This window comes from Trichocoleus sp. AS-A1 (genome assembly GCF_039962015.1).
Taxonomy (GTDB): Bacteria; Cyanobacteriota; Cyanobacteriia; order Cyanobacteriales; family FACHB-T130; genus FACHB-T130.
The window spans coordinates 71,731-98,277 of sequence record NZ_JAMPKG010000016.1 but is presented as its reverse complement, the minus strand read 5'-3'; the positions used below and the strand labels follow the sequence as shown (position 1 = coordinate 98,277).

General features: G+C 47.7%; 18 protein-coding genes. 10 read left to right on the top strand and 8 right to left on the bottom strand.

Features of this window, described 5'->3' with window-relative positions; genetic code table 11:
• The first annotated feature begins 126 nt into the window (after positions 1-126).
• The 6 genes from NC994_RS14120 (at position 127) to lysS (ending at position 11,853) form a co-directional block, all read left to right on the top strand.
• Complete coding sequence (locus NC994_RS14120) at positions 127-3,501, top strand: EAL domain-containing protein (protein WP_190667765.1); 3,375 nt, start codon at positions 127-129, stop codon at positions 3,499-3,501.
• Between the two features lie 218 nt (positions 3,502-3,719).
• Positions 3,720-4,340, top strand: a complete 621-nt coding sequence (locus tag NC994_RS14115) for a cytochrome b N-terminal domain-containing protein (RefSeq protein WP_190429372.1) — start codon at positions 3,720-3,722, stop codon at positions 4,338-4,340.
• 36 nt (positions 4,341-4,376) lie between these two features.
• Complete coding sequence (locus tag NC994_RS14110; RefSeq protein WP_190435702.1) at positions 4,377-5,858, top strand: FAD-dependent monooxygenase; 1,482 nt, start codon at positions 4,377-4,379, stop codon at positions 5,856-5,858.
• Between the two features lie 58 nt (positions 5,859-5,916).
• Entirely contained in the window at positions 5,917-6,789 is an 873-nt protein-coding gene (locus tag NC994_RS14105) for an alpha/beta hydrolase (RefSeq protein WP_190435699.1), read from the top strand.
• Between the two features lie 378 nt (positions 6,790-7,167).
• On the top strand, positions 7,168-10,191 hold the full coding sequence (locus NC994_RS14100) for a DUF4365 domain-containing protein (RefSeq protein WP_190435696.1): 3,024 nt from the start codon (positions 7,168-7,170) through the stop codon (positions 10,189-10,191).
• Between the two features lie 141 nt (positions 10,192-10,332).
• A complete protein-coding gene (lysS, locus tag NC994_RS14095) occupies positions 10,333-11,853 on the top strand; it encodes a lysine--tRNA ligase (RefSeq protein ID WP_190435694.1) in 1,521 nt (506 codons plus the stop codon).
• A 162-nt stretch (positions 11,854-12,015) separates the two neighbouring features.
• On the opposite strand, the gene NC994_RS14090 is transcribed toward lysS, so the two are convergent.
• Entirely contained in the window at positions 12,016-12,618 is a 603-nt protein-coding gene (locus tag NC994_RS14090; protein ID WP_190413462.1) for a glyoxalase-like domain protein, read from the bottom strand.
• Positions 12,619-13,080: 462 nt separating this feature from the next.
• On the opposite strand from NC994_RS14090, the gene NC994_RS14085 reads away from it, so the two are divergent.
• Complete coding sequence (locus tag NC994_RS14085; RefSeq protein WP_190413460.1) at positions 13,081-13,752, top strand: sigma-70 family RNA polymerase sigma factor; 672 nt, start codon at positions 13,081-13,083, stop codon at positions 13,750-13,752.
• Complete coding sequence (locus NC994_RS14080; protein ID WP_190435692.1) at positions 13,742-14,851, top strand: tetratricopeptide repeat protein; 1,110 nt, start codon at positions 13,742-13,744, stop codon at positions 14,849-14,851. Before NC994_RS14085 ends, NC994_RS14080 begins: the two co-directional genes overlap by 11 nt.
• Before the next feature lie 79 nt (positions 14,852-14,930).
• Here the strand turns inward: NC994_RS14080 and NC994_RS14075 are convergent, their stop codons facing one another.
• The 4 genes from NC994_RS14075 to NC994_RS14060 form a co-directional block, all read right to left on the bottom strand.
• Complete coding sequence (locus NC994_RS14075) at positions 14,931-15,761, bottom strand: hypothetical protein (RefSeq protein ID WP_190435689.1); 831 nt, start codon at positions 15,759-15,761, stop codon at positions 14,931-14,933.
• A 156-nt stretch (positions 15,762-15,917) separates the two neighbouring features.
• On the bottom strand, positions 15,918-16,772 hold the full coding sequence (locus NC994_RS14070) for a DUF2267 domain-containing protein (protein ID WP_190413454.1): 855 nt from the start codon (positions 16,770-16,772) through the stop codon (positions 15,918-15,920).
• A 278-nt stretch (positions 16,773-17,050) separates the two neighbouring features.
• Positions 17,051-18,529, bottom strand: coding sequence for an ATP-binding protein (locus NC994_RS14065; protein ID WP_190435687.1), 1,479 nt, complete (start codon positions 18,527-18,529; stop codon positions 17,051-17,053).
• Positions 18,530-18,811: 282 nt separating this feature from the next.
• The gene (locus NC994_RS14060) at positions 18,812-22,039 is read right to left on the bottom strand and encodes a glycoside hydrolase family 15 protein (RefSeq protein ID WP_190435684.1); all 3,228 of its coding nucleotides are present in this window, start codon (positions 22,037-22,039) and stop codon (positions 18,812-18,814) included.
• A gap of 202 nt (positions 22,040-22,241) precedes the next feature.
• Here NC994_RS14060 and NC994_RS14055 point away from each other — a divergent pair, with 202 nt between their 5' ends.
• The gene (locus NC994_RS14055) at positions 22,242-22,397 is read left to right on the top strand and encodes a chlorophyll A-B binding protein (RefSeq protein ID WP_190435681.1); all 156 of its coding nucleotides are present in this window, start codon (positions 22,242-22,244) and stop codon (positions 22,395-22,397) included.
• A gap of 146 nt (positions 22,398-22,543) precedes the next feature.
• Here NC994_RS14055 and rpoD read toward each other — a convergent pair whose 3' ends face one another.
• Together rpoD and NC994_RS14045 are read right to left on the bottom strand one after the other, a co-directional pair.
• Complete coding sequence (gene rpoD / locus NC994_RS14050) at positions 22,544-23,746, bottom strand: RNA polymerase sigma factor RpoD (protein WP_190413446.1); 1,203 nt, start codon at positions 23,744-23,746, stop codon at positions 22,544-22,546.
• 658 nt (positions 23,747-24,404) lie between these two features.
• The gene (locus NC994_RS14045) at positions 24,405-25,091 is read right to left on the bottom strand and encodes a polysaccharide deacetylase family protein (protein ID WP_190426459.1); all 687 of its coding nucleotides are present in this window, start codon (positions 25,089-25,091) and stop codon (positions 24,405-24,407) included.
• Between the two features lie 89 nt (positions 25,092-25,180).
• Here NC994_RS14045 and NC994_RS14040 point away from each other — a divergent pair, with 89 nt between their 5' ends.
• Positions 25,181-25,669: a hypothetical protein gene (locus tag NC994_RS14040; protein ID WP_190435768.1), complete on the top strand. Its 489-nt coding sequence runs from the start codon at positions 25,181-25,183 to the stop codon at positions 25,667-25,669.
• A 76-nt stretch (positions 25,670-25,745) separates the two neighbouring features.
• On the opposite strand, the gene NC994_RS14035 is transcribed toward NC994_RS14040, so the two are convergent.
• Entirely contained in the window at positions 25,746-26,525 is a 780-nt protein-coding gene (locus tag NC994_RS14035; RefSeq protein WP_190413442.1) for a hypothetical protein, read from the bottom strand.
• Between the last annotated feature and the right edge of the window lie 22 nt (positions 26,526-26,547).

Sequence of the window (26,547 nt, the reverse complement as noted above, 5' to 3'; positions counted from 1 at the left end):
TAAGGTAATTTGTGACAGACAAACGAATTGTTTGTGACTTAGATCCCTAAAGAACCTATGTAAATTAAGGTAAAAGTAAAAGTTACGAATATAAATATAACTAACCTAGCTGAGGAAAAACAGAATATGGTAAATCTGAGCCGGATAGGTATATTTGAAGCTATATCCCAAAAAATAACCAAAGCTAGTGCCAGCAAAAATGTCGCAAGCATCGAATCTGGAGAAATATCCTGCGTGAAAGCGCCTATGCCTAGCCATGAAGCAGGAAGGCTGAAAGCCCTCCAGCAGTATGAGATTCTTGATACGGCTCCCGAACAGGCTTTCGACGATCTAGCTCGTGTGGCTGCACATATTTGCGGAACACCGATTGCGCTGATCAGCCTCGTCGATGCGAATCGGCAGTGGTTCAAGTCAAAAGTCGGTGTGGAAGTATCAGAAACACCGCGAGATATCGCCTTTTGCTCCCATGCTATTCTGCAAACCGATTTGTTTATCATCTCAGATGCATTAGCCGACCAACGGTTTGCCACGAACCCTTTGGTAACGACTGACCCCAATATCCGCTTTTATGCAGGTGCGCCTTTAATCACACCCGCCGGTTATGCGCTGGGAACGCTGTGCGCGATCGACTTTGTGCCGCGTCAACTCAAGCCTGAGCAGCAAGAAGCCCTCTTATCACTGAGTCGTCAGGTCGTAGCGCAACTAGAACTAAGACGTAATTTAGTAAATATGCGACAAGCGATCGCTGAGCGCTTGCAAGCAGAAAGTCTCTTAGCTAGTCAGAAGCGTGTACTGGAAATGATTGCTAGAGGAGACTCTCTCAATAGCGTCCTGAACGTCTTATGCCGCAATATTGAGAAACATTCCAGTAAAATGCGATGTTCCGTTCTACTTCTGGATGAAAATGGGCGCAATCTCCGCCACGCCGCAGCACCTAGTCTTCCAGAAAGCTATAATCGTGCCCTTGACGGAATCGCCATTGGGTCGCGTGTTGTTTCTTGCGGGACAGCTGCCTATTGGAAGGAACCCGTGATTGTTTCAGATATTGCCATCGATCCGTTGTGGCAAGATTACCGCGAGTTAGCGTTGAGCAACGAACTGCGAGCTTGTTGGTCTACACCAATTCTTAATTCGGATGGCAAGGTGTTGGGTACTTTTGCCATGTACGACTCCCAGCCTTGCACCCCTAATTCCTATGATTTACAACTGATTGAAATAGCGACAAACTTAGCAGGAATTGCCATTGAGCGCCAGCGGACAGAAACCGCACTCCAGAAAGCGCACGAAAAGCTAGAAAATCGGGTTTGGGAACGAACCCAAGAGCTAGAAAAAGCGAATCGGACATTACAAGCCGAAATGGAAGAGCGCCAGCGAGCAGAAGCGGCACGGCGGGCATCAGAAGAGAGATTCTTTAAAGCCTTCCGTTCCACTCCTGACGCAATCACTATCAGTACGCTGGCAGAGGGACGCCTTGTTGAAGTCAACGATAGCTTGCTAAACATTACTGGTTATACCCGCGAAGAAATCATCGGTCGCACCACAGTTGAGCTGAAGATTTGGGCAAATCAGGAGCAGCGCGATCGCATGAAGCAGATATTGCTGGAGGAAGGGTCTGTTCGCAACATAGAATTTACCTTCCTTACAAAATCAGGTGAGGCGCGTGTGGCATTACTATCAGCAGAGATTATTGACTTTGACAATCAGCAATGTCTCCTCGCTGTGAGCCGAGATATTACCAGCCGCAAGCAAGCGGAAGAAGCACTTAGAGTACAACAAGAGTTTCTTCGCAATGTGATTGACTCCACCCCAAATTTAATTTTTGTCAAAGACTGGGACGGAAAATTTACTCTGGTTAACAAAGCATTAGCAAGTATTTATGGAACAACCGTTGAAAATTTGCTTGGCAAAACCGATGCAGATTTCAATCCGAATTTTGAGGAAGTAGAACGGTTTCTCTCTGATGACAGAGAAGTGATAATAGGAGAAACGGAAAAAATCATTTCTGAGGAGACCCTCACCGACTCTACAGGCAACGTGCGTTGGTTTCAAACCACCAAGAAATCTCTAGTCTCACCAGATGGGAAAGCCCGACAAGTGCTGGGTGTTGCCACAGATATTAGCGATCGCAAACTGGTAGAGGATCTATTAATCCACGATGCCTTTCACGATAAGCTGACAGGTTTAGCCAACCGCGCTCTATTCATGGAGCGACTCGGACATTTGGTTGAGCTGACAAAACGGCGTCAAGATTACTTGTTTGCTGTACTGTTTCTGGATCTCGATCGCTTTAAGGTGATCAATGACAGCCTTGGACATACAACCGGCGATCAACTACTTGTCGAAATCGCTTACAGGCTCCAGAGGTGTCTGCGTCCTGGAGATATGGTTGCCCGTCTTGGGGGAGATGAGTTCACGATTCTTCTAGAAGATATTCAAGATGTGAGTGACGCCACCCGCGTTGCGAACCAAATTCAAAATGAACTCGCTTTACCTTTTAACCTAAACGGGCAGGAAGTCTTTACCAGTGCCAGTATTGGCATTGCCTTTAACACTACAGATTCTCACCAGCCGCAAGACCTCTTACGCGATGCCGACATTGCCATGTATCGTGCTAAGGCATTGGGTAGAGCGCGTCATGAGGTCTTCGACATGACGATGCACACTCGCGCTGTGGAACTTTTGCAGTTAGTAACTGACTTGAGGCAGGCTGTTAATCGCCAAGAGTTTCTACTTCACTACCAGCCCATTGTTTCGCTCTCCACAGGTCAAATTACTGGATTTGAAGCTCTAGCGCGCTGGCAGCATCCAGAACGCGGTTTGATTTCTCCAGCTGAGTTTATTCCAGTAGCAGAAGAAACTGGACTAATCGTTCCTATCGGTTGGTGGGTATTACAGGAAGCGTGCCGTCAGATGTATGTATGGCAAAAACAACTTGTTAATGATTCATCATCCGGTGTTCCTGGCAACAAACCATTAACCATCAACCATCAACCATTAACTATTAGCGTAAATCTATCGAGCAAACAGTTTACGCAACCTCATCTCGCTCAAGCAATCCATCAGATTTTAGAAGAAACAGGTTTAGATCCTGGCTGTTTGCGGTTAGAAATCACTGAAAGCGCCGTGATGGAAAATGCTGAATCTGCGATCGCGACCCTCTTACAATTGAAAAAACTAGGCGTCCAACTCTATATTGATGACTTCGGCACGGGTTATTCATCTTTAAGTTATCTGCACCGATTTCCGATTGATACGTTGAAAATTGACCGCTCTTTCGTCGGTAGAATGAGCAGTGATAGCGAGAATTGGGAGATTGTCCGTACCATTATCACACTGGCTCACAACTTGGGTTTGGATGTGGTGGCAGAAGGAGTAGAAACAGCAGAGCAACTTGCCCAACTCAGAACCCTGCAATGCGAGTATGGACAAGGTTACTTTTTCTCCCGACCTCTGGATGTTGCATCTGTCGAGACATTCATGGCGGCAGAGCATCAGTGGTGAGGAAAATCGGCTGTTTTGTTCTGAGAATGTGGATTTTCCTAACACCCTACAGAGACAGTAACGGGAGCATCCCCTGAATTGCGTTCCGGGTCTTGGCGTTGGCGTTCTCTTTGCTGCTCGTTTTGCTCACAAATTTAATAATTTTTTGGGTTCAAATCAGAAAAAATAAATACAATAAGTATAAATACATATTCAACCGAAAAAGGTTGGAGTTAGCCATGAACAATGTGCAGTACGCTTTTGTACTTCGACGACTGGCTACTATTTTGGCTGTAGCAATTTTGTCTTTGAGCCTGACAGCAGCCGTCACCGGAATTCTTCTATCTTTCTATTACGAACCGACCGCAGGTGGAGCCTATAATTCCTTGAGGGAAATCAAATCAGAGATTCCCAATGGTTGGCTAATTCAGCGTCTCCATGAGATTGCTGGAAATGGATTAATTGGGGCTTCTCTGATAGCGATTGTTGTGATGTTTCTCGGTGAAAAATTTCGCCGAAGCTGGCTGACCGCTTGGATTAGCGGAATTTTATTAACTTTGGTAGCGATCGCGCTTGGTTGGACTGCCATGCTTCTCGATTGGACACAGTTAGGGTACTGGCGTTTCACCATCGAATTAGGCACAGTAGAAGCCGTCCCTGGAATTGGTTCCCTACTCCGAGAAATCCTCACGGGGGGTGGAGCCATCAATACGGTAACAGTTGCCCATTTGTACACGTTGCATAGTTACATTCTTTCCATTGGGGCGCTGATTCTGGCAGTGATTCATCTCGGAGGACTATTGCTACAAGAAAAAGAAGAGAAGCAGACGCTGATAGAATCAGAAGCAAAATTAAGCTGACATACATCTAAATCACCCAAAAAAACTCAAACGTCTATGTCCGTCCCTCACCAACTGGCGGTTGGCAGCAATAGACAAGCCATTGTCATCGGTGGCAGTATGGCTGGGCTACTGGCAGCGCGAGTGCTTGCCGAACGCTTTAACCAAGTGACGATTATTGAACGCGATCGCATCGCAGACAAACCGGAGACGCGCCGAGGCGTACTCCAAGCCCACCAAGCTCACGTTCTGCTGTTGCGGGGGCAGCAGATTTTAGAGCAACTGTTTCCTGGGTTAGGTACTGAATTAGCGGCTGCTGGCGCTACTGCTTTGGACTGGACGTTAGACTGTCCCATGCTAGATTTTGGCGGCTGGGCACCCCGCTTTCCCTCCGGTCTGGTGACTCGTGCCTGTAGTCGGAACCTGCTGGAGTGGATGATTCGCCGCCGACTGGCTGCTTACAGCAATGTACGCATTCTGGAAGAAAGCCAAGCAACCGAGTTGTTGTCCGACACCAGCAAAACTAAGGTAACGGGCGTACAGGTGCAATTTCACAACCACGGGCAAAACACTAGCGCCGCAGATGTAGAGACGCAAAATTCCGCGTCTCTACCAGCCGATCTGGTCGTGGATGCAACTGGACGGAATTCCAAAACCCCTGAGTGGATAAAGGCATTAGGTTACACACCGCCTCAAGAGACAGTCATTAACTCCTTTTTAGGCTACGCCAGCCGTTGGTATCAACGTCCAGCGGATTTCCAAAGCGATTGGAAATCCATCGTGGTGTGGTCTAAACCAGGGGAAAACTCTCGCGGTGGGCTGCTTTATCCCTGTGAGGGTGACGCTTTTGTGATCACCCTGGCTGGTTTGGGTCGAGACTATCCACCCAGCGACGAAGCTGGCTTTTTGGAATTTGCCCGCAGCTTGCGATCGCCCATTCTCTACGAAGTGGTCAAACAAGCCCAACCGATTTCACCCATCTACTGTCATCGCGGCACAGAAAACCGCCTGCGTCACTACGAACAATCCAGATTGCCAGAAAACTTTGTCGTCTTAGGTGATGCCGTCTGTTCCTTCAATCCTATCTATGGTCAAGGTATGACCGCGGCGGCGATGGCTGCATTAACCCTGGAGGAGTGCTTAAAAGAGCAATTTCAGCGTCACTCTCAGGACGATTTAACAGGTTTAACGCGGCGCTTTCAAAAGCAACTGGCAAAAGTGAATCATATCCCTTGGCTGATGGCGACAGGCGAGGATTTCCGCTGGCCTACGACCGAGGGCGGTCAACCCGATCTGAAGACCCGATTGATGCAACGGTATCTGGATCGTGTGAGGTTAATCACGATTGAGAGTCCCGTAGCGTTCCAAGTTTTCATAGAAGTTTTGCACCTGCTGAAACCACCCACGGCGTTGTTTCAGCCTCGTATCTTAGTGCAAGTGCTAAAGCAGTTCATCAATCGGCGTCAGCAAGATCAACCGAATGCTGATGAACTATCTCTTCCGAAGCTGCCGTCTTCTGCTGTTGATTCGTTAATCTGAATAGTGTCCGCATCGGCGATGAATTGCCGCCATGACTACAACAGCAAAGGAGGTATCTATGTCTGTGCTAGAGGGTTCTTGGAAGCACGAATATATCACCAGCAACAGAATTAAGCTGCACTACGTCACTCAGGGAGAAGGCCCTTTAATGCTAATGCTGCATGGGTTCCCGGAATTTTGGTACTCCTGGCGGCATCTAATCCCCGAATTTGCCAAAGATTATAAAGTCGTCGCCCTTGACTTGCGCGGCTATAACGACAGCGATAAGCCAGCAGCTCAATCGGCTTATGTGATGGATGAATTTATTAAAGATGTTGAAGGGGTAATTCAGGGACTCGGATACTCTAGCTGCGTGCTGGTGGGTCATGACTGGGGGGGCGCGATCGCTTGGAATTTTGCCTACTCATACCCCACGATGGTGGACAAGTTGATTGTGCTAAATCTGCCTCACCCTGCCAAATTTGCCGAAAATATGCGTAATCCCCAACAACTGTTACGCAGTTCCTATATCTTCTTTTTTCAGCTACCGTGGCTACCAGAATTTCTCTTACAATCCTTCGATTACCAATCGATTGAAACGGCTATCACGGGTATGGCTGTTGATAAGAATGCCTTCACCAAAGCCGATCTGGATGCCTATAAACAAGCTGCTGCAAAACCCGGTGCCCTGACCGCCAGCCTGAACTATTATCGCAATCTTTTTCAGCAGAGAATGCTCAGTCAAGATTGGAGTATTCTCCAGGTTCCTACGCTAATGATTTGGGGAGAGCAAGATACTGCACTTGGTAAAGAACTGACTTACGGAACTGAAGCCTATGTCAAAGACTTTACGATTAAATACATCCCCGATTCTAGCCATTGGGTGCAGCAAGAGAAACCGCAACTGGTCACTCAATATATGCGGGAGTTTCTTGGAGCTACGAGCATCTGAGCGATAGCTTATTTTGTAACTTTTCAGATTGGCTCACTTTGTTGTTGAGATTAACTTTCAAGCTGCCAATCAAGAGGCTGAAGCTGCTTTTTAAATATCTAAGCAGCTCCAGCCTCAAAGCGACAGATTGCCAATCTATTAATAATATTACCTTAGTCTTCATCTAACAGCGATCGCGCTTTCCTGGCGATGTGGGGAAAATGCGATCGCATCTGTTTCCACTTCACTTATCTTGCTCTTTTTGCCGAAACCTTTAAAAGACAAAAGCTAACATATCATTACCGCCATAGTACAGTAGCGACGGCTATTCTAGCTTTGAAAAAGCTCTGTCCTAACACAACCTAGCTCCTCTGACAGCTCACGAGGGAATACTAGCCCATGTCCAACCAGATCACCCAAGAAAAAATCCCCGCTGGTTTCACACTCCGCTATCAACTTACGCAGCAACAGGGCTTAATCACTGACATTGCGTGGTCTCCAGACGGTTGGATGCTTGCCATTGCTGACAGTAACAACACTGTCCGAATCTGTGATGCAGATAATGGGAACACGATCTGGAAGCTGAACCGAGATTCCAGCATAAGTAGTATGGCTTGGTCACCAGATGCGCAGACTCTTGCAGTGGGCTGCGGCGATACAACTATTCGGCTTTTGAACACGAAGAGTGGGAAATTTCGTCGTCGGATACTTAGAGGACACTCCGATCAAGTCTGGAAGGTGGAATGGTCCCCAGATGGACGATTCCTTGCTTCAAATTCTCGCGATTCAACCATTCGGATCTGGGATACAAACACTGGAAAGCTTCGCCAAAAACTTGAAACTGATTTGGGAGCACTACGCCATAGTATGGTGTGGTCACCAGACGGACGTAGCCTTGTATCAGCATCCTGTGGAATCGTCTCATTTTGGGACTCAGTCACGGGAGAACTGCGCGGAATACTTAAAGGCGAAATTGGTTTAGTTTATAGCATGGCATTGTCTCCAGACAAGCAACATCTTGCCATAGCATCTAACAGCATCGTCCAAATTTGGGAGCTTAGAACTGGAAAACTAATAGGTATCCTTGAAGGTCACGCTGACCAGATCAATTGCATTTCCTTTTCCTGCGATGGTTGTCTTCTCTCATCAAAGTCTATTGATGGGACTATTCGGCTCTGGCGTTGTGACATCTGGGAAAAGGTAGAAGTTTTCCCTAATCAGGCTGATTCTATTTATGCTCGTGGTGTAGCCTTTTATCCTACAGCACCTGTCTTAGCAACTATCAGCGAATCGGGAGCAAAGCTCCGCGTCTGGAACCTCAACATCAACCGACTGCTTAACATTTCTCTGGGCTTTGAATCAATCCGCTATCGCAATGCCAAGGTTGTTTTGGTTGGAGATCAGACAGTTGGGAAAACTGCGCTGGGGATGGTCTTGGCAGGAGAAGAATACAAGGCGACTGACTCAACTCACGGTCGTCATGTATGGAGCTTGGGGGTTACCCGTCACAAGTCGAAAGAAGGTATTGAGGAAACTCGTGAAATCTTACTTTGGGATTTAGCTGGGCAGGAAGAATTTCATCTTATTCATCAGTTATCTCTTGACCAAACTAACGTGGCGTTCGTCCTCTTTAATGGTTCTAGTCGTACTGACCCCTACCATCGAGTTGACTTTTGGAACAAAGCACTACGACAAGCTAAAGGCAGTGAGCATTTAGTGAAATACCTTGTAGCAGCACGAACCGACACCTGCATACTCACTGTCACTGATGAGCGGATGAATGCTGATGCATTGGAAAAAGGTTTTCAAGGAGCCTTTCGTACATCTGCTAAAACTGGCGAGGGAGTTAAGGAACTACGGCAACAGATTAATAAGGCTATTGATTGGGATAATTTGCCATTCACTCTTTGTGGACATCTGCTCAAGCAGATGAAAGATTTTATTGTTAATCAGAAACAGAATGGTCATATTTTAAAAACAGCTACGGATATTATGCAACAGTTTCGGATAGTCTCCAAAGCAAACTTTGAAGGTAAAGACTTTCGGAATGCCATTGAACGAGTAGAAGCCCACGACTTGGTGAAGATACTATCATTTGGCGACTATGTTTTACTACAACCTGAACTGTTAGATAATTATGCTTCGGCAATGGCAATTGCTGCCCGGAAACAACCTGATGGTCTCGGATGCCTAGAGGAGCAGGCAGCACGAGAAGGAAAATTCAATTTTGGTTCGCTACAACGAGAGGCAGAGAACGAAGAACGTATTATCCTTCAATCAGTTGTCGAACTTTTTATCACAAAGGAACTTGCCATTCTAGATGAAGGAAAGTTGGTATTTCCGTCTCAGTTTAACCGAGAGCTGCCTAAATATCCCGATGTGGAAGGTTCCACTGTTACTTACCAATTTGAGGGCGCACTATTGAATGTCTATGCAACACTGGTTGTACGCCTGTACTACAGTGAAGCCTTCAAGAAGGAATCACTATGGAAGAATGCAGCAATATTTTTGCCTTACGGTTTAGAAGGCGAGGTGAATAGGTGTGGTTTTATCCTGAAGGAACTTGCTGAAGGAACTGGACAGATTACAGTGTTCTTTGGGGTAGATGTGCCCGATGCTACCAAAATTTTGTTTCTTAAGTACGTCCACGAACATCTACGCCGCAGAGCGCTCGATGGCAGTGTTAAAAGAGAACGAATCTATCGCTGCCCAAAGTGCCAAGAAGAAGTTTTAGACAGGAAAGCAGTTAAGGTTCGTCTCGATAGGGGACTTACGACGATAACTTGTAGCTACTGCGATGCAGCGATCACTCTGTCTGATTTAATCGAAGAAACCTTCGCCAAGGATGACAGATTCATCACCGAAGTTCGCCAAATGGATAGGCAGATTGATGCTAACCTCGATAACGCCAGCAAGAGAATCATCCTTGAGGGCGAATTTATGTCTCTTGTCGGTAAAGCTAATCAAATTCCTCGCTTAATAACCAACGATGATAACGGTATTGATGGAGAAATAGAATTTAGGAATCACAAAGGTGAGGCTTCCGGCGAAAAAATTTATATACAGCTAAAATCCGGCAATTCTTACTTGAAGAAACGCAAAAAAGATGGAGTATATACTTTTCAAATTGAAAAGGAGCGACATATAGAGTATTGGCAGTCACATCGATATGACGTATACCTTATAGTTCGCGATAGTGACGAAAAGCTTTATTGGATGAACGTTACACAATATCTCAAAAAAATGGAAGATAAAAAAACACGCACTATCGTCTTCAATCGAGAGGAACTAACAGTGAACGCGCTCAGAGACCTCAGAGGAGCTAAACTTGCTCAAGCTCCCAAGGCATTGAAACCAGCTACTATGAGGCAGGAAGAGACGGCAGAAAACTCAGCCGAAAGCACTAACAAAATAGACAAGTAGCTAATTCACCATGAGCTTTTCTAAGTGCCATCCTCCTCAAGCGCCTCTCTTCCCGTCACCACCGCAAAAACAAGACACAATAGTTAACAGACTCGCCCAGAGCATCCTAAAATCAAAGATTGCCCCTAAAAGTTCCTTACCATGTCCTCAGATGATATCCGCGCCACGCGGTTAGAGAAAGTCGAACAGCTAAAGCAACTGGGAATGAATCCCTACGCTTACCAGTGGGAATCCAGCCACCATGCGGCGCAATTGCAGGAAAAATACGCAGATTTGCCAAGCGGTGAAGAAGTTGAAGTAGAAGTCGCCATTGCTGGACGCATTATGGCGCGTCGCGTCTTCGGCAAACTTGCCTTCTTTACCTTGCAAGACGAAACTGGCTCGATTCAGCTGTATCTGGAGAAGAAAAGAATCGATGAAGGGATGGCGGATGTCCCGGATGCCTTTAAACACCTAAAGGATCTAACGGATGCCGGGGATATTCTGGGAGCCAAGGGGACAGTTAAACGCACGGAAAAGGGTGAGCTATCGGTTTACGTCAAGCAGTACGCGATTCTCACCAAGTCGCTGCTGCCTTTACCGGATAAGTGGCATGGATTGACGGATGTCGCCAAGCGCTATCGTCAGCGTTACGTGGATTTGATTGTTAATCCGGAAGTGCGGGAAACCTTCCGCCGCCGCGCTCTCATTACCGCCGGAATTCGCCGCTATTTGGATAAACTGGGCTTTATTGAAATTGAAACGCCAGTGTTACAAGGAGAAGCTGGCGGTGCGGATGCGCGTCCCTTCATCACCTATCACAACACGCTGGATATGGAGTTGTATCTGCGGATTGCCACAGAACTCCATCTAAAGCGGCTAATTGTAGGTGGATTTGAGAAGGTGTTTGAACTGGGGCGGATTTTCCGGAATGAGGGGATTTCTACCCGCCACAACCCCGAATTCACCACGATTGAGGTTTATCAAGCCTACGCCGACTATCAGGACATGATGGCGCTGACGGAGGGAATTATTACCACTGTGGCGCAAGAGGTGCTGGCGACGCTGGAAATTACTTATCAAGGCGAACCGATTAACTTAACACCGCCTTGGCGTCGCGTTACCATGCACGACTTAGTGAAGGAGCAAACTGGCTTAGATTTTGCCGCTTTCCCAACGCTGGAAGCTGCAATCGCAGCAGCAAGTGAGGCAGGTATCGGAGGCGCAGAAGAATGCGAATCGATTGGCAAAATTCTTAACGAAGCCTTTGAGCAAAAATGCGAACCGAATCTGATTCAGCCGACGTTTGTGCTGGATTATCCGGTGGAAATTTCTCCCCTGGCTAAGCCGCACCGCTCGAAACCAGGATTGGTAGAGCGATTTGAGCTATTTATCGTCGGACGGGAGACGGCAAATAGTTTCTCAGAATTAACCGATCCTATCGATCAGCGGCAACGACTGGAAGCGCAAGCGGCGCGAAAGGCGGCGGGAGATTTGGAAGCGCAAGGCGTGGATGAAGATTTCCTGACAGCGCTGGAGTATGGAATGCCGCCGACAGGTGGTTTAGGGATTGGAATTGACCGCTTAGTGATGCTGCTAACCGATTGTGCCAGCATTCGGGATGCGATCGCTTTCCCTCTCCTCAAACCCGAAAAATCCGACGCTATCCCAGAATCAACCTAACCCCTGCCCCTTCCCGACTATGGAAGGGGAGAATTAAAAAGAACCAAAAAATCCAAAAATTTCTTCCTGTTCTTTTCCACTAACAAACATTTCTCCCGAACCCTCCTCTACAAGGGGAGGGTTCGGGAGAAATAGGGAGGAGTTAAGGAAAGGTCAAGATCGCTAATTCGATACTTCTGCCATTTCAATCACGCGACCATCCAAATCTTTTACCAAAAAATTCAATGGTTTGTCGCGGCGAATTTTGTGCTTGACGCCCCGCATTTGCACCCGCATCAGCACCATCTCTAGGCAATCGTGGTCAAAACAAACGTGGCGCTGCTGGTTTTTCTTCCCCAAACTGGCTCCAGAAATTACGTGCAGTTGGGTGTTCTTCTTGAGCTGATACCATAAACCTTCCGTACCATTCAGCTTTTGGGTAGCAGTGCTTCCTCCCAACGTGGGTGAGAGATAAAGCGGATCGATGGCAGTAGCTCCCAACGTTTGCTCGTAGTTGTAGTAGTAGTGCAGCGGCACTTCTGCGACTGGCAAATCTAGCAAGCCTTCATAAAACTGTCGCGCCGTGTCTAAATCGGACACCATGACGGTATGGACTTTTGGGGCGCTGGTGAGAAACATCCACATAGCACCAGCGTAGGCTGCCAAGAGCATCACCATGATGCCTTGAGTAGACAAGAGACCATCTAGAGGTAATTCAGGGAAAAAAGCACCTAAATGAACGAGCTGAGGCAGAAGAGAAATCGTATCAATTGCTGCTAGAACCATGAACCTACAAGGCTTGAAGAACTCTATTGAAAACTAAACTTACGGTTGCACATAACACTTTGACTGTAAAGCAGTCAAGAGTGCTATTTAATTCTATCAAGCTTAAACGAGTCTCTAAAATACTCCGCAAGTCTGCCGAAGTTAAATAAAACTGACGCAGCAAGTCATCTAGCTCGATGCTGAGACAAGGCGATCGCTACGATTTCAGATACCCGATTTCTCTATGAAGTCGGGTATCTTGCCTTTACAAAATGAGAAAGATAATCAGAAGGATGGGAGTTTGTTGAGCGCGATCGCTACTCCATTCATCGCACTGAAGCGATCAAAGCAGCTAAAAAAATAAAGGGCGATTGGCACTCTTCCCACGGGCTAAAAATACAAGTATCATTTCCATTCCTGAAAACACTAGATATATTAGGGATCGTTCCTGGATAGAATGACTCCAGTAAGTGATTCAAAATCGTGCAAATTCCTCATTTCCCTGAAAGCAATCATCCGATTGTCAAATCGCTGTTTCATTACAGCGATCAGGAATTACTGACTTTGTTTCAGCGCCATCCGGAGCAGGGGCGCTTCTTCGTAGCGCTTTTCAGTCGCTATAGTCCGATTGTTTATACCCTGATTCAGCATTTGGCGCGATCGCCTGTACAAGCAGACTACCTCTTCGCCCTCACCTGGCGGCACATCTACTTTGAGCTAGGCGGACTGGATTTGCGCGATGTTAGCGGGACTGGGATGCTAACGTTCCAGAACTGGCTGATCAACATTACTGCTGTATGTATCAACCAGGCAGAATTGCCACCCGTGGAGTCAATTCATTACAACCTACAAGCGGCTTCCCCGCCCCTGTGGTGTTATGTCGAACAAGCGTTGGAGCGATTCCCGCCGATGCTGCGATTGATGGTGCTGATGGCGCAGACCTTTAACTGGAGTCATACGCGGATTGCCGCTTATCTCCAGGCAGAGGGAGAAACAATTTCTCCCGCACAGGTTCAAGTCAAGCTCCAAGAAGGGTATCAACTGTTAGAAGCTTCTTTACCAGAGGATATTCGCACAATTTATCTGGTAGGAGCAGCTAAGCAACAAAAAGGTGAGAAGCAAGAGGCAAGTGGAGCGATTAGCTATGAGTTATGAGGAGCGAGGGTGGTTGTTTGCAGCATTCGCTAAACTAGGCAAAAATAGGGCACAAAAAATAAAAGAGAACAATGCTAATAAATTGAGATTCTTTTCTGTTTCTTTTATCTTTTTACTGTTTACTTTTTACTTGCCGAGCAGTGCCAAAGCCGTTAGTATTGACCAACAACTCAGTATCCCCTTGAACAATGGCACCCAAGGATATGCGAGGGAAGATGCTGACCGACTGCTGCGATTGGGCGCACAGGAGGAACAGAGAGGAAACCTAGCAAAAGCAATTCCTTACTGGATACAAGCACTGGATATTTACCAACAAATAGGCGATCGGCGGGCAATCGGTCAGACATACGATTATTTAGGCCTTACTTACGCCCGCTTGGGACGCTACTTTGAGGCGGAAGATGCCCTGCGACGCCGGTTGGCGGTTGCCCGCGACGAACCAGACTTCCAGGGGCAGATTTATGGCTTAAATAACGTCGGCACCGTTTTGCTGCAACGAGGTGCCATGCAGGCGGCTTCAGCAAGCTTTTCTGAAGCACTGGCAATTGCCCAAAGCATCAACAGCCAAGCCGGGGAAGGACTGTCGCTAAGTAATCTAGGATTGGCGGCGGCAAATAGCGGCGATTATTTGCAAGCGATTAAACGTTACGAAGAAGCCTTGATTTTTCGGCGTCGGGGGAAAGACCCGCTGGGCGAGGCGAATACAGTGAATAATTTGGGAGATGCTTATCTGGCACTCAATCAATATCGGGATGCCCAGATTTCATACCGTGGGGCACTGAGATTGGGTCGGCAAACACGCGATCGCTCAACTCAATATCGAGCAATTGATGGTCTGCTGGTCGTCTACAGCAAGCTTAGGCAGTATCAGGAGGGTTTTGAACTGCTCGATCGCCGCTTAACCTTGGCTCAGGAATCGCAAAACTTGCGGCAAGAACTAGAATCACTCAGGTTATTTGCTCAACTTTATCAGGTGAGCGGCAACCCAGTAACGGCACGTACTTTCTACCAAAGAGCGATCGTTTTGGCGCGTACCCTTGGGGATGAGCAGGAAGAAGCACTTTTGCTCAACAATTTGGCTCAAATTCGGATTAGATAAAGCGTTTGAATCAAAAGAGAAATGTAGGGATGCAAAGCTTTGCATCCCTACATTTCTAATTATGGAAATATTAAAACGGTTAGTTCAGCAAGACATTCCCGTTTTCCTGGATAGTCATGGCATTTTTGTCAACACTGAGATCCGTTGTTTCTTCCAAAACCACCTCTAACATTCCTTGTTCGCCTGATGTTTGGGGAACGACTCTCAACAGTGCCCCATTCGGACGTTGAAAGGTCAGATTTACAGGGGTTTTCAAGCCTTGGAGCGTAATATTATCTCTACCCGGTAGTCTTCGCTGATTGGTATCGCCCAGCACCTGGTAAGTAATGGGATCGCCGGTTTGGTTGATCAGCCTGACATTCACCATCCCATTCATGGGCATCACGTTAGAAGCGGGAGATTGTAGCTGTTCCGGGGCTGGTGCTTGAATCACAGCACCCGGTTGTGTCGGCGGTGCCGTCTCAGCGCCCGGTCTTGGCGGCGCTGGGGATGTTGTCTCAGTCGCAGAACCTGGCTGGAGTGGCGGAGCGGCTGGGCAACCTGCGGGAGGACGAATGCCCGCTTGAATGTATCTAGATTCGTAGAAAATGCTAGGACAAGGATTTAGCGGCGAAGCACCCTGAGCGTTATTCTGCAATTGGTTGACATTGTTAGGAGTGGAGTTATTTTGCATGATGCGATCGCCACTCGCGGGTGATTGCATCATCTGCTCACCACTTGCCGGTGGTTGCATCATCTGCTCGCCACTTGCCGGTGGTTGCATCAGGCGATCGCGAGTATCGCGCGGTTGGTCGATCTCCCCTGGAGCCGAGTTCATCTGAGCCAGCGCTGGTAAGCCAAAGAGCAAACTCCCACAAATCGCGCCTGCTAACGCTAGTGTTTTTTTGATTGGCTGATGTTTGTGAATCATTATTGATTCTCCTTTAATTCAGTTTTTTAAAAGCATTTATACTGCCCGACTTCAGCAATTTGGTACTCGTCGGGCAGCAAAAAAAAATTTAAATTCTAGTCAGTAAAAGGCGAAAGTAAAGAATTTGCTCTTTTTACTTTTGCCTTTTTCAAAAAGTTAGGCTTGCTCCCAGAGTTCTCTAATTTTGTCGGGTAAGAAGCCAGCAATTTCCTGAATCCGTTCTTCGGACAATTCATCTTTTGTCGCCGAGAACACAGCCTTAATTGCCATTTCTGGTTCTACCCCTTGCGGCAAACCTGCTTCTTGGCGAATCCGGAATAGAAAAGTATCAGCCTTAATGATCAGGGGAGGACGAATCCGGCTAAGGAAATGGACAATTGGATTGGTATCCTGCCACAAGTCAGCAATTTCGTTTTGCAGCGCCTTATCTTCTGTCGGTTCTACTGGTTCATGCAGTTCAGAAGTCACCCGATCGGCGGCTTCATTCGTCATCATATCCCGCATGGTACGGAACACAACCTCACTAATATCTCTAGCATCAAAGATATCTTCCAGTTCGCCCCTGAACATCACTTTCTCTAGGAAGGGCATATCTTTTGTGGCAATGGGAACCACAGGACCTTCCTTAAGGGCTGCTGGCGGGTTTTCCTCCATTTTTTCCAACAGGCGTTGCCCTTTTTCGGTCAGTCTGGCACTTTTAAATTTAATTAGATGAGGTGCTAAACCATCAGAGGGATCGTAGGAATTGGCAATGCGGAAGTCGAACTCTTTCGGATTAACGACATCCGTGGTATCTTCCTGATTAGCGTAAGCATTGCCAGTAAATTCAGCATCGATATACTGCTTTTGATTTAAATAATCTAAGTGCCCCATCAGGTCGGTTTCTGTGACTTGTCTACCAGCGAAGTCTGCCGCCGTGAAGGCTACTTCATGCTTACCCGGTTCGCTGTCACCTTCGTGAATTTTTTTGAGTAAAATGTAAGCAACATCTTCTCTTAAGGGTATTGTCATCAGAATCTCCTTATATTTTGAATGTCGGATTTAGTAAACGCGGCGCTTTGCCCTAAACTTTCCATAAGAAAGCGCTCGTATATAACGAGTAGAGCAATTGAAACTCAAAGAGAGTCTCAAAACCACTTTTGGGTCTAAATTTGGCTAAATTGCCTTAGCCGCTATTCAAGAAATTAGTAGGTCAAGCTTGATCCCTGCATCTGCCAGGGGAAGCATTTCTAAAGTAGAGTCTTCGGAAGGATGAGGAAGGGGATGAAAGATGAATGAATTTGTCCTTCCTAATATTCTTCTGTGGCTGCCGGTAAAGTGACGGTAACGGTTGTACCTTGATGGAGAATACTTTCAATCTGGATATGACCTTGGTGAGTTTCAACAATTGCCTGCGCGATCGCTAACCCTAATCCAGATCCCGTTACCGTTGTATTTCCTGCGATATGAGTTCTAGCTGGATCGACTCGATAGAATCGGTCGAAAATGTGGGGCAGTGCCGACTCTGGAATGCCGATGCCAGTGTCGCTGACTCCGACTTGCAGATGGGGCATCCCGTGGCGTTTCGTGGCGAGGCGATTCATGGTATCGACCCATTGCAATATCACATCAACTTTACCCCCTGCTGGAGTGTATTGCAGGGCGTTACTAACCAGATTTGTGAATAGACGCGCCAGTTGATCCCAATCTCCCTCAATCGCAAAGGCATCCTCTTCAAATTTGGGATTTGGGATTTGGGAGGGGAGATTTTCTTGCTCAATCATTCCCATATTTAAAATTGGCAATCCAAAATCGAGAGATAGCTTGACACCTTTCTCCGCAGCGACTAGCTGTTGTTCTTCAATCACCTCCATCAACAAGGCATCAAGGTGAACTTGAACCCAAGTGCGTTGTTTCATGCCACTATCCTGCCGCGCCAGAAATAGCAGATCGTCCACCAAACGCCCTAAACGCCTAGTAAGCCGTTCTACAACCTTCAGCTGTTGTCGGTAATGGATGGGTGCCTCCCCAGATGCTTCTACAAGATCGGGATCGTCCAGCGCCACCTGCACATTCGTTTGAATCATGGCAATCGGGTTCCGCAGTTCGTGGGAGGCGTCAGCGGTGAATTGTTTAAGCCGTTGGTAAGACTCTCGCACGGGTTCCATCGCCAACCCGGAAAGCCACCAGCCGCTAGTCGCCACAGAAATCAACATTAGTCCGGTGCCAAAAATCAAATCGACCATCAACAAACGAGTCGGTTTGGCAACCTCAAACCAAGGATGGCTGACGCGCAGATATCCCAGCACCTGACGCCCCATTTGCACTCGTTGTGTTACCTGTCGCAAAAGCAGCTTGGAGTCCTTCGTTGCCTCCCTGGTCGAAGACCAAAATTCCGAGTCTAATATCCCTTGCCAGGAAGCCCGAACGACCGGCACGGTTTCACCAGTGCGGTTGAGATGAATGGGAATATCTAAAGGTTCGGAGAGAGTTGACCAGAGTAATTCACCTGTGGGGCTAAACCACTCTAGGTCGATGTGGTCGTCTTCAGCGGCTTCTGCATCGTTGCGAAAACTGGCTTCAACATTGACGGATGAACTGCCATTCGGGGCGGTTTCAATCACGAGCGATCGCTGCACCACTTCCACTACATGATTGAGGGTGTCATCCACGCGCTCAATCAGCGTGTTGCGGACATACAAATAAACCCCAGTGGCAAATAGCAGTAGCAGTACCGCTGTAACAGCCGTGTACCAAATAGCTAATCGCCGACGAGTAGCTTGAAACATAAATTAACTCAATCTTTTGCCAATGCTATTCTGGCAACTCACCCAAACGTTGCTAGTCGGTAAGCGTAGCTAGGGGGAAAATTTTACTATAATCGCTATCCTCTTAAGCGCCTGCCTTTCCCAACTTCGATGATATTAAATTAGCGAAAAAATTAAGCATATAACTTCAACGCTAATATCTACTTTTTACACAAAGATACGGAGAGAAATCAATCTAACTTCGCGTACCTTTGCGTTTTCCTTAGCGTACCTTTGCGTTTCAAATATTCAATCTAAGCAACTTTAAGCAGCACTGCGTTGCCCAAATTGAGTCAGGAAGCGGAACGCCTTGACAATAGAAGCCGCACAATCTCTGGGAGAAGTGCCGTAAAAGGCACGCCATGCGGCGGCTTTATACTCGTCATAGCGGTCTGCTCTTTCTGGAAATTTGTCCAACCAAGCCAAGCGCACGGCATGACCAATTAGCACATCTAGCACAATATATTCTTCTACTTGTAACTCTGGATTCGCTTGAGCGATCGCTGCCAATTCCATTAATGCCTCAATATTTACCTTTCGGTATTCCGGTGCCTGTATTTTATTGAGTAAATGCTCGATTCGCAGGGCAAAATTCTTTTCCCCTGGCGTCATTTCTGACAAAATCAAATGGCTATCCAAACGATTGCGACGCTCTAGCTTATCCCCAATCACTACACCTTTGCAGTGTTTCAGCAATCTCCAAACGCTGGGATAAAAATCTTTCGGGACTCGATTGAGTGCCCCATCTAGTTGTCGCTGTCGCAACCAACCCCCAGCAGTGGGTGCCTCTTCCTCATCGGGTTCCACTGGCACCACCCACTCAATCTCCTGTTCCTGTTGTTTGACGTGTAAAGATTCTTGCTGGCGCAGCACTTGGTTCATCCCCTCATACCCAGCCAATACTTGGCGCAGTCGCATTCTCACTTCAAAAGGACTTAACTGCATCAAGTGTTCATAAGCTTCATCCTGAGTCAGCCGCAACTCGTGCGCTAATTCGCTAGTCAATAGCAGGATCAAATATCCCACCCGCAGCGTCAGCAAACCGTCAAATAGCTGAGGTTCCCCCTTGATCAGCAGACCCAGGTAAATTAGGATTTCTTGAGTGAAGACGCGATCGCGAATATCCTCCCCACAGAACTCGCGGATCTTGTCCATAATTTCTGTATAAGACATCGGGCGTGCCATCAGCGACGCCTCAGTATACGCCTTGCCCACCGTAATCTGCTTGCCCCGCACCAGGATATCCGTCACCGCATCCGACAAGCCAATATCAACCTTATTCAGTAACCCAGCCGCATGACGTACCACCGTCCAGTGGGGGGACGCTTCGCTGGTGCCTGCCTTGGTGTAAACTTCATCCAGCAAATCCGCCACTGTCACTCGCTGTTCCGGCCCTCCAAAGCCGGTATCAAAATCCAATCCCTGCAACCGCACTAAGGTATGCAACAACTCGATTTGTTCGTAGATGTTTTCCGACTCCCGCAGGCTAGAGAGCAATAACCCCAAATTGGTTTCGCACTCCAGCATAAATTCTTGAGTATTACCCAGCGGCCAATTTTTATCGGGATGGCTGGTCAGGTAGTACCGCCGCGTCGCGGCATCTTGAACCGGCGATTGGGTAAACTCAAAGTCGTGTAGAAAATCAATTCGTTGTGTCCCAGATGTCAGCATCAGCTGATTCAGCCGCCCCAATTTCACTCGAACCCCATTGCATAAACCATCTTTTAGCTCCTGCATCAGTTCCAGAAGCGCCTCTGAGCCGGTTTCCAGCATTGCGTGGGTCAGCAACAACGTCATGGTAGGACGTCCTAGCTCAAACCAATTGCGCTGAATATAAGCGAGTTCGCTCTGAATTTCAGCAACTAAGAAATGGTAGTCAAGGGTCAGGTAAAACTGCTGTTGATCCAAAAATGACGGTAAGAAGACAATCGTCTCGCTCCGGATGCGAAAAATCCTCGATGTTGTTAAAGTCCGCAACCGGCGCACGGGTCTGCCCGTGAGTCCCAGCTTATCGTTCCGCCCAATTTGGGTATAAACCGCCGAAAGTTCTGTTGCTTGACGCACCTGAATCGGCTCCAGTTGTTGCGGCGTCTGCGTTGCAATGCCGTGAACTGCTAATTCAGCCTGTAACTTTTCATCTTCTGCCAGCAGCGCAATTTGTACCATCGGGTTTCCTTCCCGACCGACACTAAGGTGCCGTCCCAGCGGGTCAATATCTCCCACCGCGATTAACTTTTCACTCAGCATTTCTCCTAGCAGGTACAAGCTTTGCGCCCACACCAAGGGGATATTTTCATTCGGCAGGCGCGTTTGGGTGTGGGGGTTCAGTCTCTCCGCCTCAATCTTTTCCGCCGGGACATAATAAAGCTCCGGTAGCAGCCGCAAACCGTCCTGCTCAATCAGCAGAAACTCCAGACACTCTTGGTAGTCCTTAACTTGTTCGACATCTCCTCGAAACAAGCCATCCAGAACCAGGTAGGTAAAAAATAAAGGCCATTCGCACTCAATATGCTCAAATTGCTGCAACTCCCAAGGTTCGTAGTGCAAGCGGCTGGTATCTTCCAAAACAGTTTGGTGTCCATCTCGCAAAAAGCGTTTGCAGCCGTAGCGTCCCTCCAATTTGTCGATGATTTTCTGTCGAGTGCGTTCCATCAGCTCCATATTTTCCACCGCAAAGGCTGGGAAACTAATGACGCTCAAGCTAGCCGCATCCACTTCTTTGGAGCTAGATTCCCTTGGTAGCAGGGATTTCAGGGTCATACGAGCGCGAGCAATTTCATCCGGCAGCACATGAATTACAGAAGCCTGAGAACCGCGCACTCCGAATAAATCCAGTCCGCTAATTGCTTCTAAAGCGGCTTTTGCCATCCCGACCGAACTGGCATTTAGTTCTGGATTCCCCCGGTTTATCTTATTTCCTCGCTCCCAAATGCCATAATCGGGGGTTCTGTAAGTTCTGCCAATGTAATAGACCAGATTTTGGACAAAGTTGACTTCGTCAATGGCGTAGATGATATGTAACCCCGATGCCGTCATCTGAGCCAGCATCAGCAGAAATAGCGAGGTGGCATCTAACTGCAAGTGTCCCCAAGCATCATCGCCGACTACGACATCACCCGTGCTGGTGTTGTACTTGGCGTGCAGGCAGTCTAGGAGGGATTGGCTTTGTTTGAAACCCTCGACTTTGTGGCTTTGTCGCATCATACAGAACAACAGCCCCCGCATCAGCTTGACGACGCTTTGTTCTAGCTCGTAGGTGCGCCCTTTGTCTTCATCGACTTTGCGGTAAGCTAGCGCCAATCCCCAAACGGCGAGAATGCTGTAAACGTTGTCGCGTACCCAGGCATCGGTGTAGTCGCCGTGGGCGTTAATTGCAGTACTGGCGGGCAACAGACCCGTAATCGGATTTTGACGGTTGAGAATGACAGCCTTGATCTGGTGGTAGTAATCGTCTAGGCGATCGCTTAGCGGTTGTGAGGCGTTTAGCAACATATCATTCTCCTAAAGAGAGGGGTGCTGGGGGTCGTCCCCGGCAAAACGAAGAGAGTGTCAGAAATCCAGCCCAAGTGCTTTTTATTTTCGCACCAAAGCTAAAATTCATCTGCCTCGCGAAGCAGATTGCTGCGCGTTTACAATTCTTTAGTTACATTCTTGTACAGATGGTAACAAAAGTTTATTTTATGGAGTTAAGACTATGCAAACTCAAGACCGCAACGATGCAACCAAGATTGGCTTTACGCCCCAAGCTGAAAATTGGAATGGGCGTTTTGCCACGATCGGCTTTTTCATTGCCATGATGATTGAACTCACCACAGGTCAAGGCGTGCTTCACTTCTGGGGTCTGATGTAATATATTTCAATTTTATAAATTTGGTCAATTTCAAAAGCTCGCTGGGAGTTTATCTAGGAACTCCCAGTTTTTTGTTTCCCAAATAATAGTAGGGGCAGGTAAAGAAACCCGCCCCTACTATTATTTATCTCGCTAAAAAGGATTGTCTAGCGAATGTATTCTTTGAGAATACTGTTGCGATTGGGATGCCGCAACTTGCGGAGAGCTTTCGCTTCAATTTGACGAATCCGTTCGCGGGTAACGTTGAAGATTTGACCGATTTCTTCAAGAGTTTTCATGCGTCCATCATCCAAACCGTAGCGCAGACGCAGCACATCCCGTTCGCGGGGGCTGAGGGTGTCGAGGACGCTTTCTAGATCTTCCCGGAGGAGGTTTTTAGAAACTTGATCTTCGGGGGTTTCACCATCTGCTTCGATGAAGTCACCCAGACGGGAGTCTTCTTCTTTACCGATGGGAGTTTCTAGAGAAATGGGTAACTGAGCTGATTTAGCAATGAATCGCAGTTTCTCGATGGTCATTTCCATACGAGTAGCGATTTCTTCTTCAGTGGGTTTGCGACCCATTTCTTGAGATAGAAGCTTCGTTGTTTTCTTGATCCGAGAAATGGTTTCGTACAGGTGAACGGGTAGTCGAATGGTGCGAGATTGATCTGCGATCGCTCTCGTAATTGCCTGACGAATCCACCACGTTGCATAGGTGGAGAATTTGTAACCTTTTTCGTGGTCAAATTTTTCAGCGGCTCGAATCAAGCCTAGACTGCCTTCCTGAATCAAGTCTTGGAAGGATAAGCCGCGATTCATATATTTTTTGGCAATCGAAACCACCAAACGCAGGTTTGACTGCACCATTTTGTCTTTAGCGCGGCGACCTACATAGAGGCGATGTCGGAACGCTGGTAGGCGCTTCTTCACCTCTTTAGACCACTCTTCTTGTTGGGGTTCTCGCCCTAGCTGAGTAGCGAGTTGTTCCCAGACTCGCTCAGATTTCAGCACTCCCTCAGCCCACTCTATATCCTGCGGTTCCCGCTCCAGATTTTCGATCAGTTGCTCGCGCAAACGCTCTAATTCTAGTAAGTCGGCTATCTTGCGTGCGAGTTCAATTTCTTCATCGGCTCTTAAGAGACGAATCCGACCAATTTCTTGTAAATAGAGACGAATCGAATCCTCAGTGTAGTGTTTCTTTTTCGTTTGCACCCGACGACGGGATCTACTGACCTTACCAGGCTTACCTTCGTCTTCATCGGGCGTTACGTCTACAAAGTCGTCTTGATCCGCGTCTTCATCAATTAAGAGATCCAACTCGCTCTCAGGCGGAGTGATGATTTCGAGTACGTCGTTGGCCTGGGTCATGCCGAATTCCTCATGCTCCTTCAGTTAAAGACCAGAAGATGGTGTTAGTTAATCTACAAAACAAGTTAGCCAGTCGTTTACCTTGCCAGCTTTCAACGCTTGCTGACTGGCTCAATGAGAGAAAAGAGAGAATGCGCTTGCGTGCAACGCCAGCGTTCGATAACCGCGTTGAAATAGGTGTTAATGCTGGTAGTGTTCAAAACCTTTCCGATTGTAGCCTTTCTCACAAAACTTGCACGCTTTTGGTTTATTTAAACCTTCAAATATGAAGTTAATGTCAAGGCGGCTTTTCCCAATGGATAATCCGATTGGAATTGATACACCCACTCCGATCTCATCTCCTTCAACTAGCTTGTACAGGATTTACCAGCAACACTCGCTGGTTGATTTGGTGATGCCTCCAGCCAGTTGAGCGCTGTCTTTCTATAAATAGCCTATAGTTAAGCGTCAAAGGTTTGGGGAGAGTAGCACTAAGCAGTAATGAACGTTTAGGCAAAACTAGAGAAAATATTGCTTGATTTCGCATTTTGCTTAAATGCAACTCTATCCTACTGACGCTTGATGGGCGATGGGTTGCGACAAATGGCTGAATTCTATTCCGTCATTCTAATCAACAAGAGCCAAAATGTGACAGAGAAAACATCAATATATTTCGTATTTAGGTTAAAGAGGTCAACTGACTTTGCTGCCACAGCGCATCGATGGTAACAAATTGATATCCTTGCTGCAATAGTTTAGGCACTAACTGGGCGGTCGTTTCAGCCACATCTTGACCTCCATAATAGCCATCATGCAAAACAATGACCGAACCATTTTGGACTTGCCGCAAAACTCGCTGTACGACGACGCTAACCCCAGGCTGTACCCAGTCTTCCGGCACCACGCTCCACATGACAGGTCGATAGTTCCACTGCTGCAATAAATCTAAGGTCTGGGGTGTAAACAAACCATTGGGAGGTCGAACGTCACGAATAAATCGTGGATCGAGTTGACAGGCGTGTTGGATCGCCTGCTGTGTCTGTTCCATACTTTGTTTGAGGTCAGCTGGACTCAGCTTGGGAAAAGCGCGATGATCGTACCCATGTAGCCCAAGCCAGTGACCCCGCCGGTAGACTTCTTTGGCAGTCGCTGGTGCGCGGTTAACGCAAACACCCAGCCAAAAAAAACTGGCGGGTATGCCGTAGTGGTCTAGCACTTTCAAGAGTTCGGGAGTGTATTGGGGATGGGGGCCATCATCAAACGTGAGAGCGATCGCTCGTGAATTTCCAGTACCCGACCACAGACAACGGGGAAAGGCAGGCTGAAGAATTCGGTACACAATAGGAAATAGCGGAGCTAGCTGCATTTGCTCTTTGATGTCGTTTTTCTAATGGGTGTCAACAGACGGTGAGTCTCAAAGGTCAATTTAAACAACAAAGACCATGTTTTGCCATACTGGCGGGAGCTTCTCTTTTATTTGCTCTCTCTGGGTGCAGCACCGTAACCACTAACCAGTATGAAGCAACCGCCCGGACAACTTTAACCTGGAAAGTCGGTTACTCGACTAATCCGGGTCGCAATCAAGAGCGAATCGAAACTTTTGGCTCTACTTCCTTACTCAACCGCAATGGGGAGAAGCCAGAAGGCGCGGTAATTGGCCCCGACGAATGGGAACTTTGGTGGTCTGCACTGCCACCACGACCCACGCTTGATGAAATTGAACAGCGGCTGCAACCTGCCGAAAAGGCAAGCCAGCCAGAGATTTTGCGAGATGTGAATTACCAAATTACTTATCGCAGCAACGGGCAGAGTGTTGCCTTGCCGACGAATTACGATGTTTATCGAGAGGTTGTCAAGGCATATCCTTCCCAAACGCCTTTAGAGCTGACGCTAGGAGTCAATGATTCCTCTGTGGAGAAAGCGGAACCCAAGTTTGAGAATTAAAAAGAGATATTAAAAAGCAAAAATTAAGCGGGGGCGATCGCTTCTTCCCTGTCTCTCGGCTCCTCTGCCCCCCTGCTTAATTCTTCCTGCGGACTTTAGCCACAGAGCGCTTCAAAACAACAGGCGTCTTTAACGGTTGACTACCCTTAATTAACGGCTGGTTACTCTCCAATGCTTGCAGACCATCGAGAACCGCATCTCGGATCGCTGCTTCCGGTTCTTGATTCAGCATCAGCCGAAAGTATTCGGCAACACTACGTCGATGCTCCCGCTCTAACCGAGCCTCTGTGACTAAGGCACAAAGTCGGCGAACCGCAATCAGACGCTTCAGGGGGTCTACCTGCGTCAGCTCCGTTAACCAATGGTTCAGGTTAGCTTCATCCCGATTCAGTTGACGGCTAATAATTTGCCAGACCAACAGGATTAGGGTTGCCAGAGTGCCCAGACCTTGAAGAATTGCACCAGCAGCAATCCAGGGACTGTCAGAGTCTACCCAGATGGAAACTGCCATATAGGTGCTGAGGCTGGCAATGCCGCCACTGCCAACGGCAAGCGTTAATTGCCGGTTGGAACCACTAAAAAACCGTTGCAGGCTCGACCAGTGTACTTGCCAGTCCCACTCCTGCATCAGGTAAACCAGCAACATTACCAACACACCAGCGCCGGTAGCCAGTAGGAGCTTCCAGTTCCAGAACAGCATCACCACCACAACGGCGCTCACCACCAGCCAGCTGCCCGATCCCTGATCTGGGTGCCGGGGAAACAGCTTGAGGACTGGCATTTTTAATTGTTTCTGCGACAGAGCCAATTGGATCTGGTTTACGAGTTGTTGTCGCCAAGACGACGCCTGTGCCACGAAAGTTTCCTGCTTAAGTCAG

Excerpts from the sequence above, each read along its gene's own strand:
- NC994_RS14120 (WP_190667765.1), top strand. The coding sequence starts at position 127 with ATGGTAAATCTGAGCCGGATAGGTATATTTGAAGCTATATCCCAAAAA.
- NC994_RS14115 (WP_190429372.1), top strand. The coding sequence starts at position 3,720 with ATGAACAATGTGCAGTACGCTTTTGTACTTCGACGACTGGCTACTATT.
- NC994_RS14110 (WP_190435702.1), top strand. The coding sequence starts at position 4,377 with ATGTCCGTCCCTCACCAACTGGCGGTTGGCAGCAATAGACAAGCCATT.
- NC994_RS14105 (WP_190435699.1), top strand. The coding sequence starts at position 5,917 with ATGTCTGTGCTAGAGGGTTCTTGGAAGCACGAATATATCACCAGCAAC.
- NC994_RS14100 (WP_190435696.1), top strand. The coding sequence starts at position 7,168 with ATGTCCAACCAGATCACCCAAGAAAAAATCCCCGCTGGTTTCACACTC.
- lysS (WP_190435694.1), top strand. The coding sequence starts at position 10,333 with ATGTCCTCAGATGATATCCGCGCCACGCGGTTAGAGAAAGTCGAACAG.
- NC994_RS14090 (WP_190413462.1), bottom strand. The coding sequence starts at position 12,618 with ATGGTTCTAGCAGCAATTGATACGATTTCTCTTCTGCCTCAGCTCGTT.
- NC994_RS14080 (WP_190435692.1), top strand. The coding sequence starts at position 13,742 with ATGAGTTATGAGGAGCGAGGGTGGTTGTTTGCAGCATTCGCTAAACTA.
- NC994_RS14075 (WP_190435689.1), bottom strand. The coding sequence starts at position 15,761 with ATGATTCACAAACATCAGCCAATCAAAAAAACACTAGCGTTAGCAGGC.
- NC994_RS14070 (WP_190413454.1), bottom strand. The coding sequence starts at position 16,772 with ATGACAATACCCTTAAGAGAAGATGTTGCTTACATTTTACTCAAAAAA.
- NC994_RS14065 (WP_190435687.1), bottom strand. The coding sequence starts at position 18,529 with ATGTTTCAAGCTACTCGTCGGCGATTAGCTATTTGGTACACGGCTGTT.
- NC994_RS14060 (WP_190435684.1), bottom strand. The coding sequence starts at position 22,039 with ATGTTGCTAAACGCCTCACAACCGCTAAGCGATCGCCTAGACGATTAC.
- NC994_RS14055 (WP_190435681.1), top strand. The coding sequence starts at position 22,242 with ATGCAAACTCAAGACCGCAACGATGCAACCAAGATTGGCTTTACGCCC.
- rpoD (WP_190413446.1), bottom strand. The coding sequence starts at position 23,746 with ATGACCCAGGCCAACGACGTACTCGAAATCATCACTCCGCCTGAGAGC.
- NC994_RS14045 (WP_190426459.1), bottom strand. The coding sequence starts at position 25,091 with ATGCAGCTAGCTCCGCTATTTCCTATTGTGTACCGAATTCTTCAGCCT.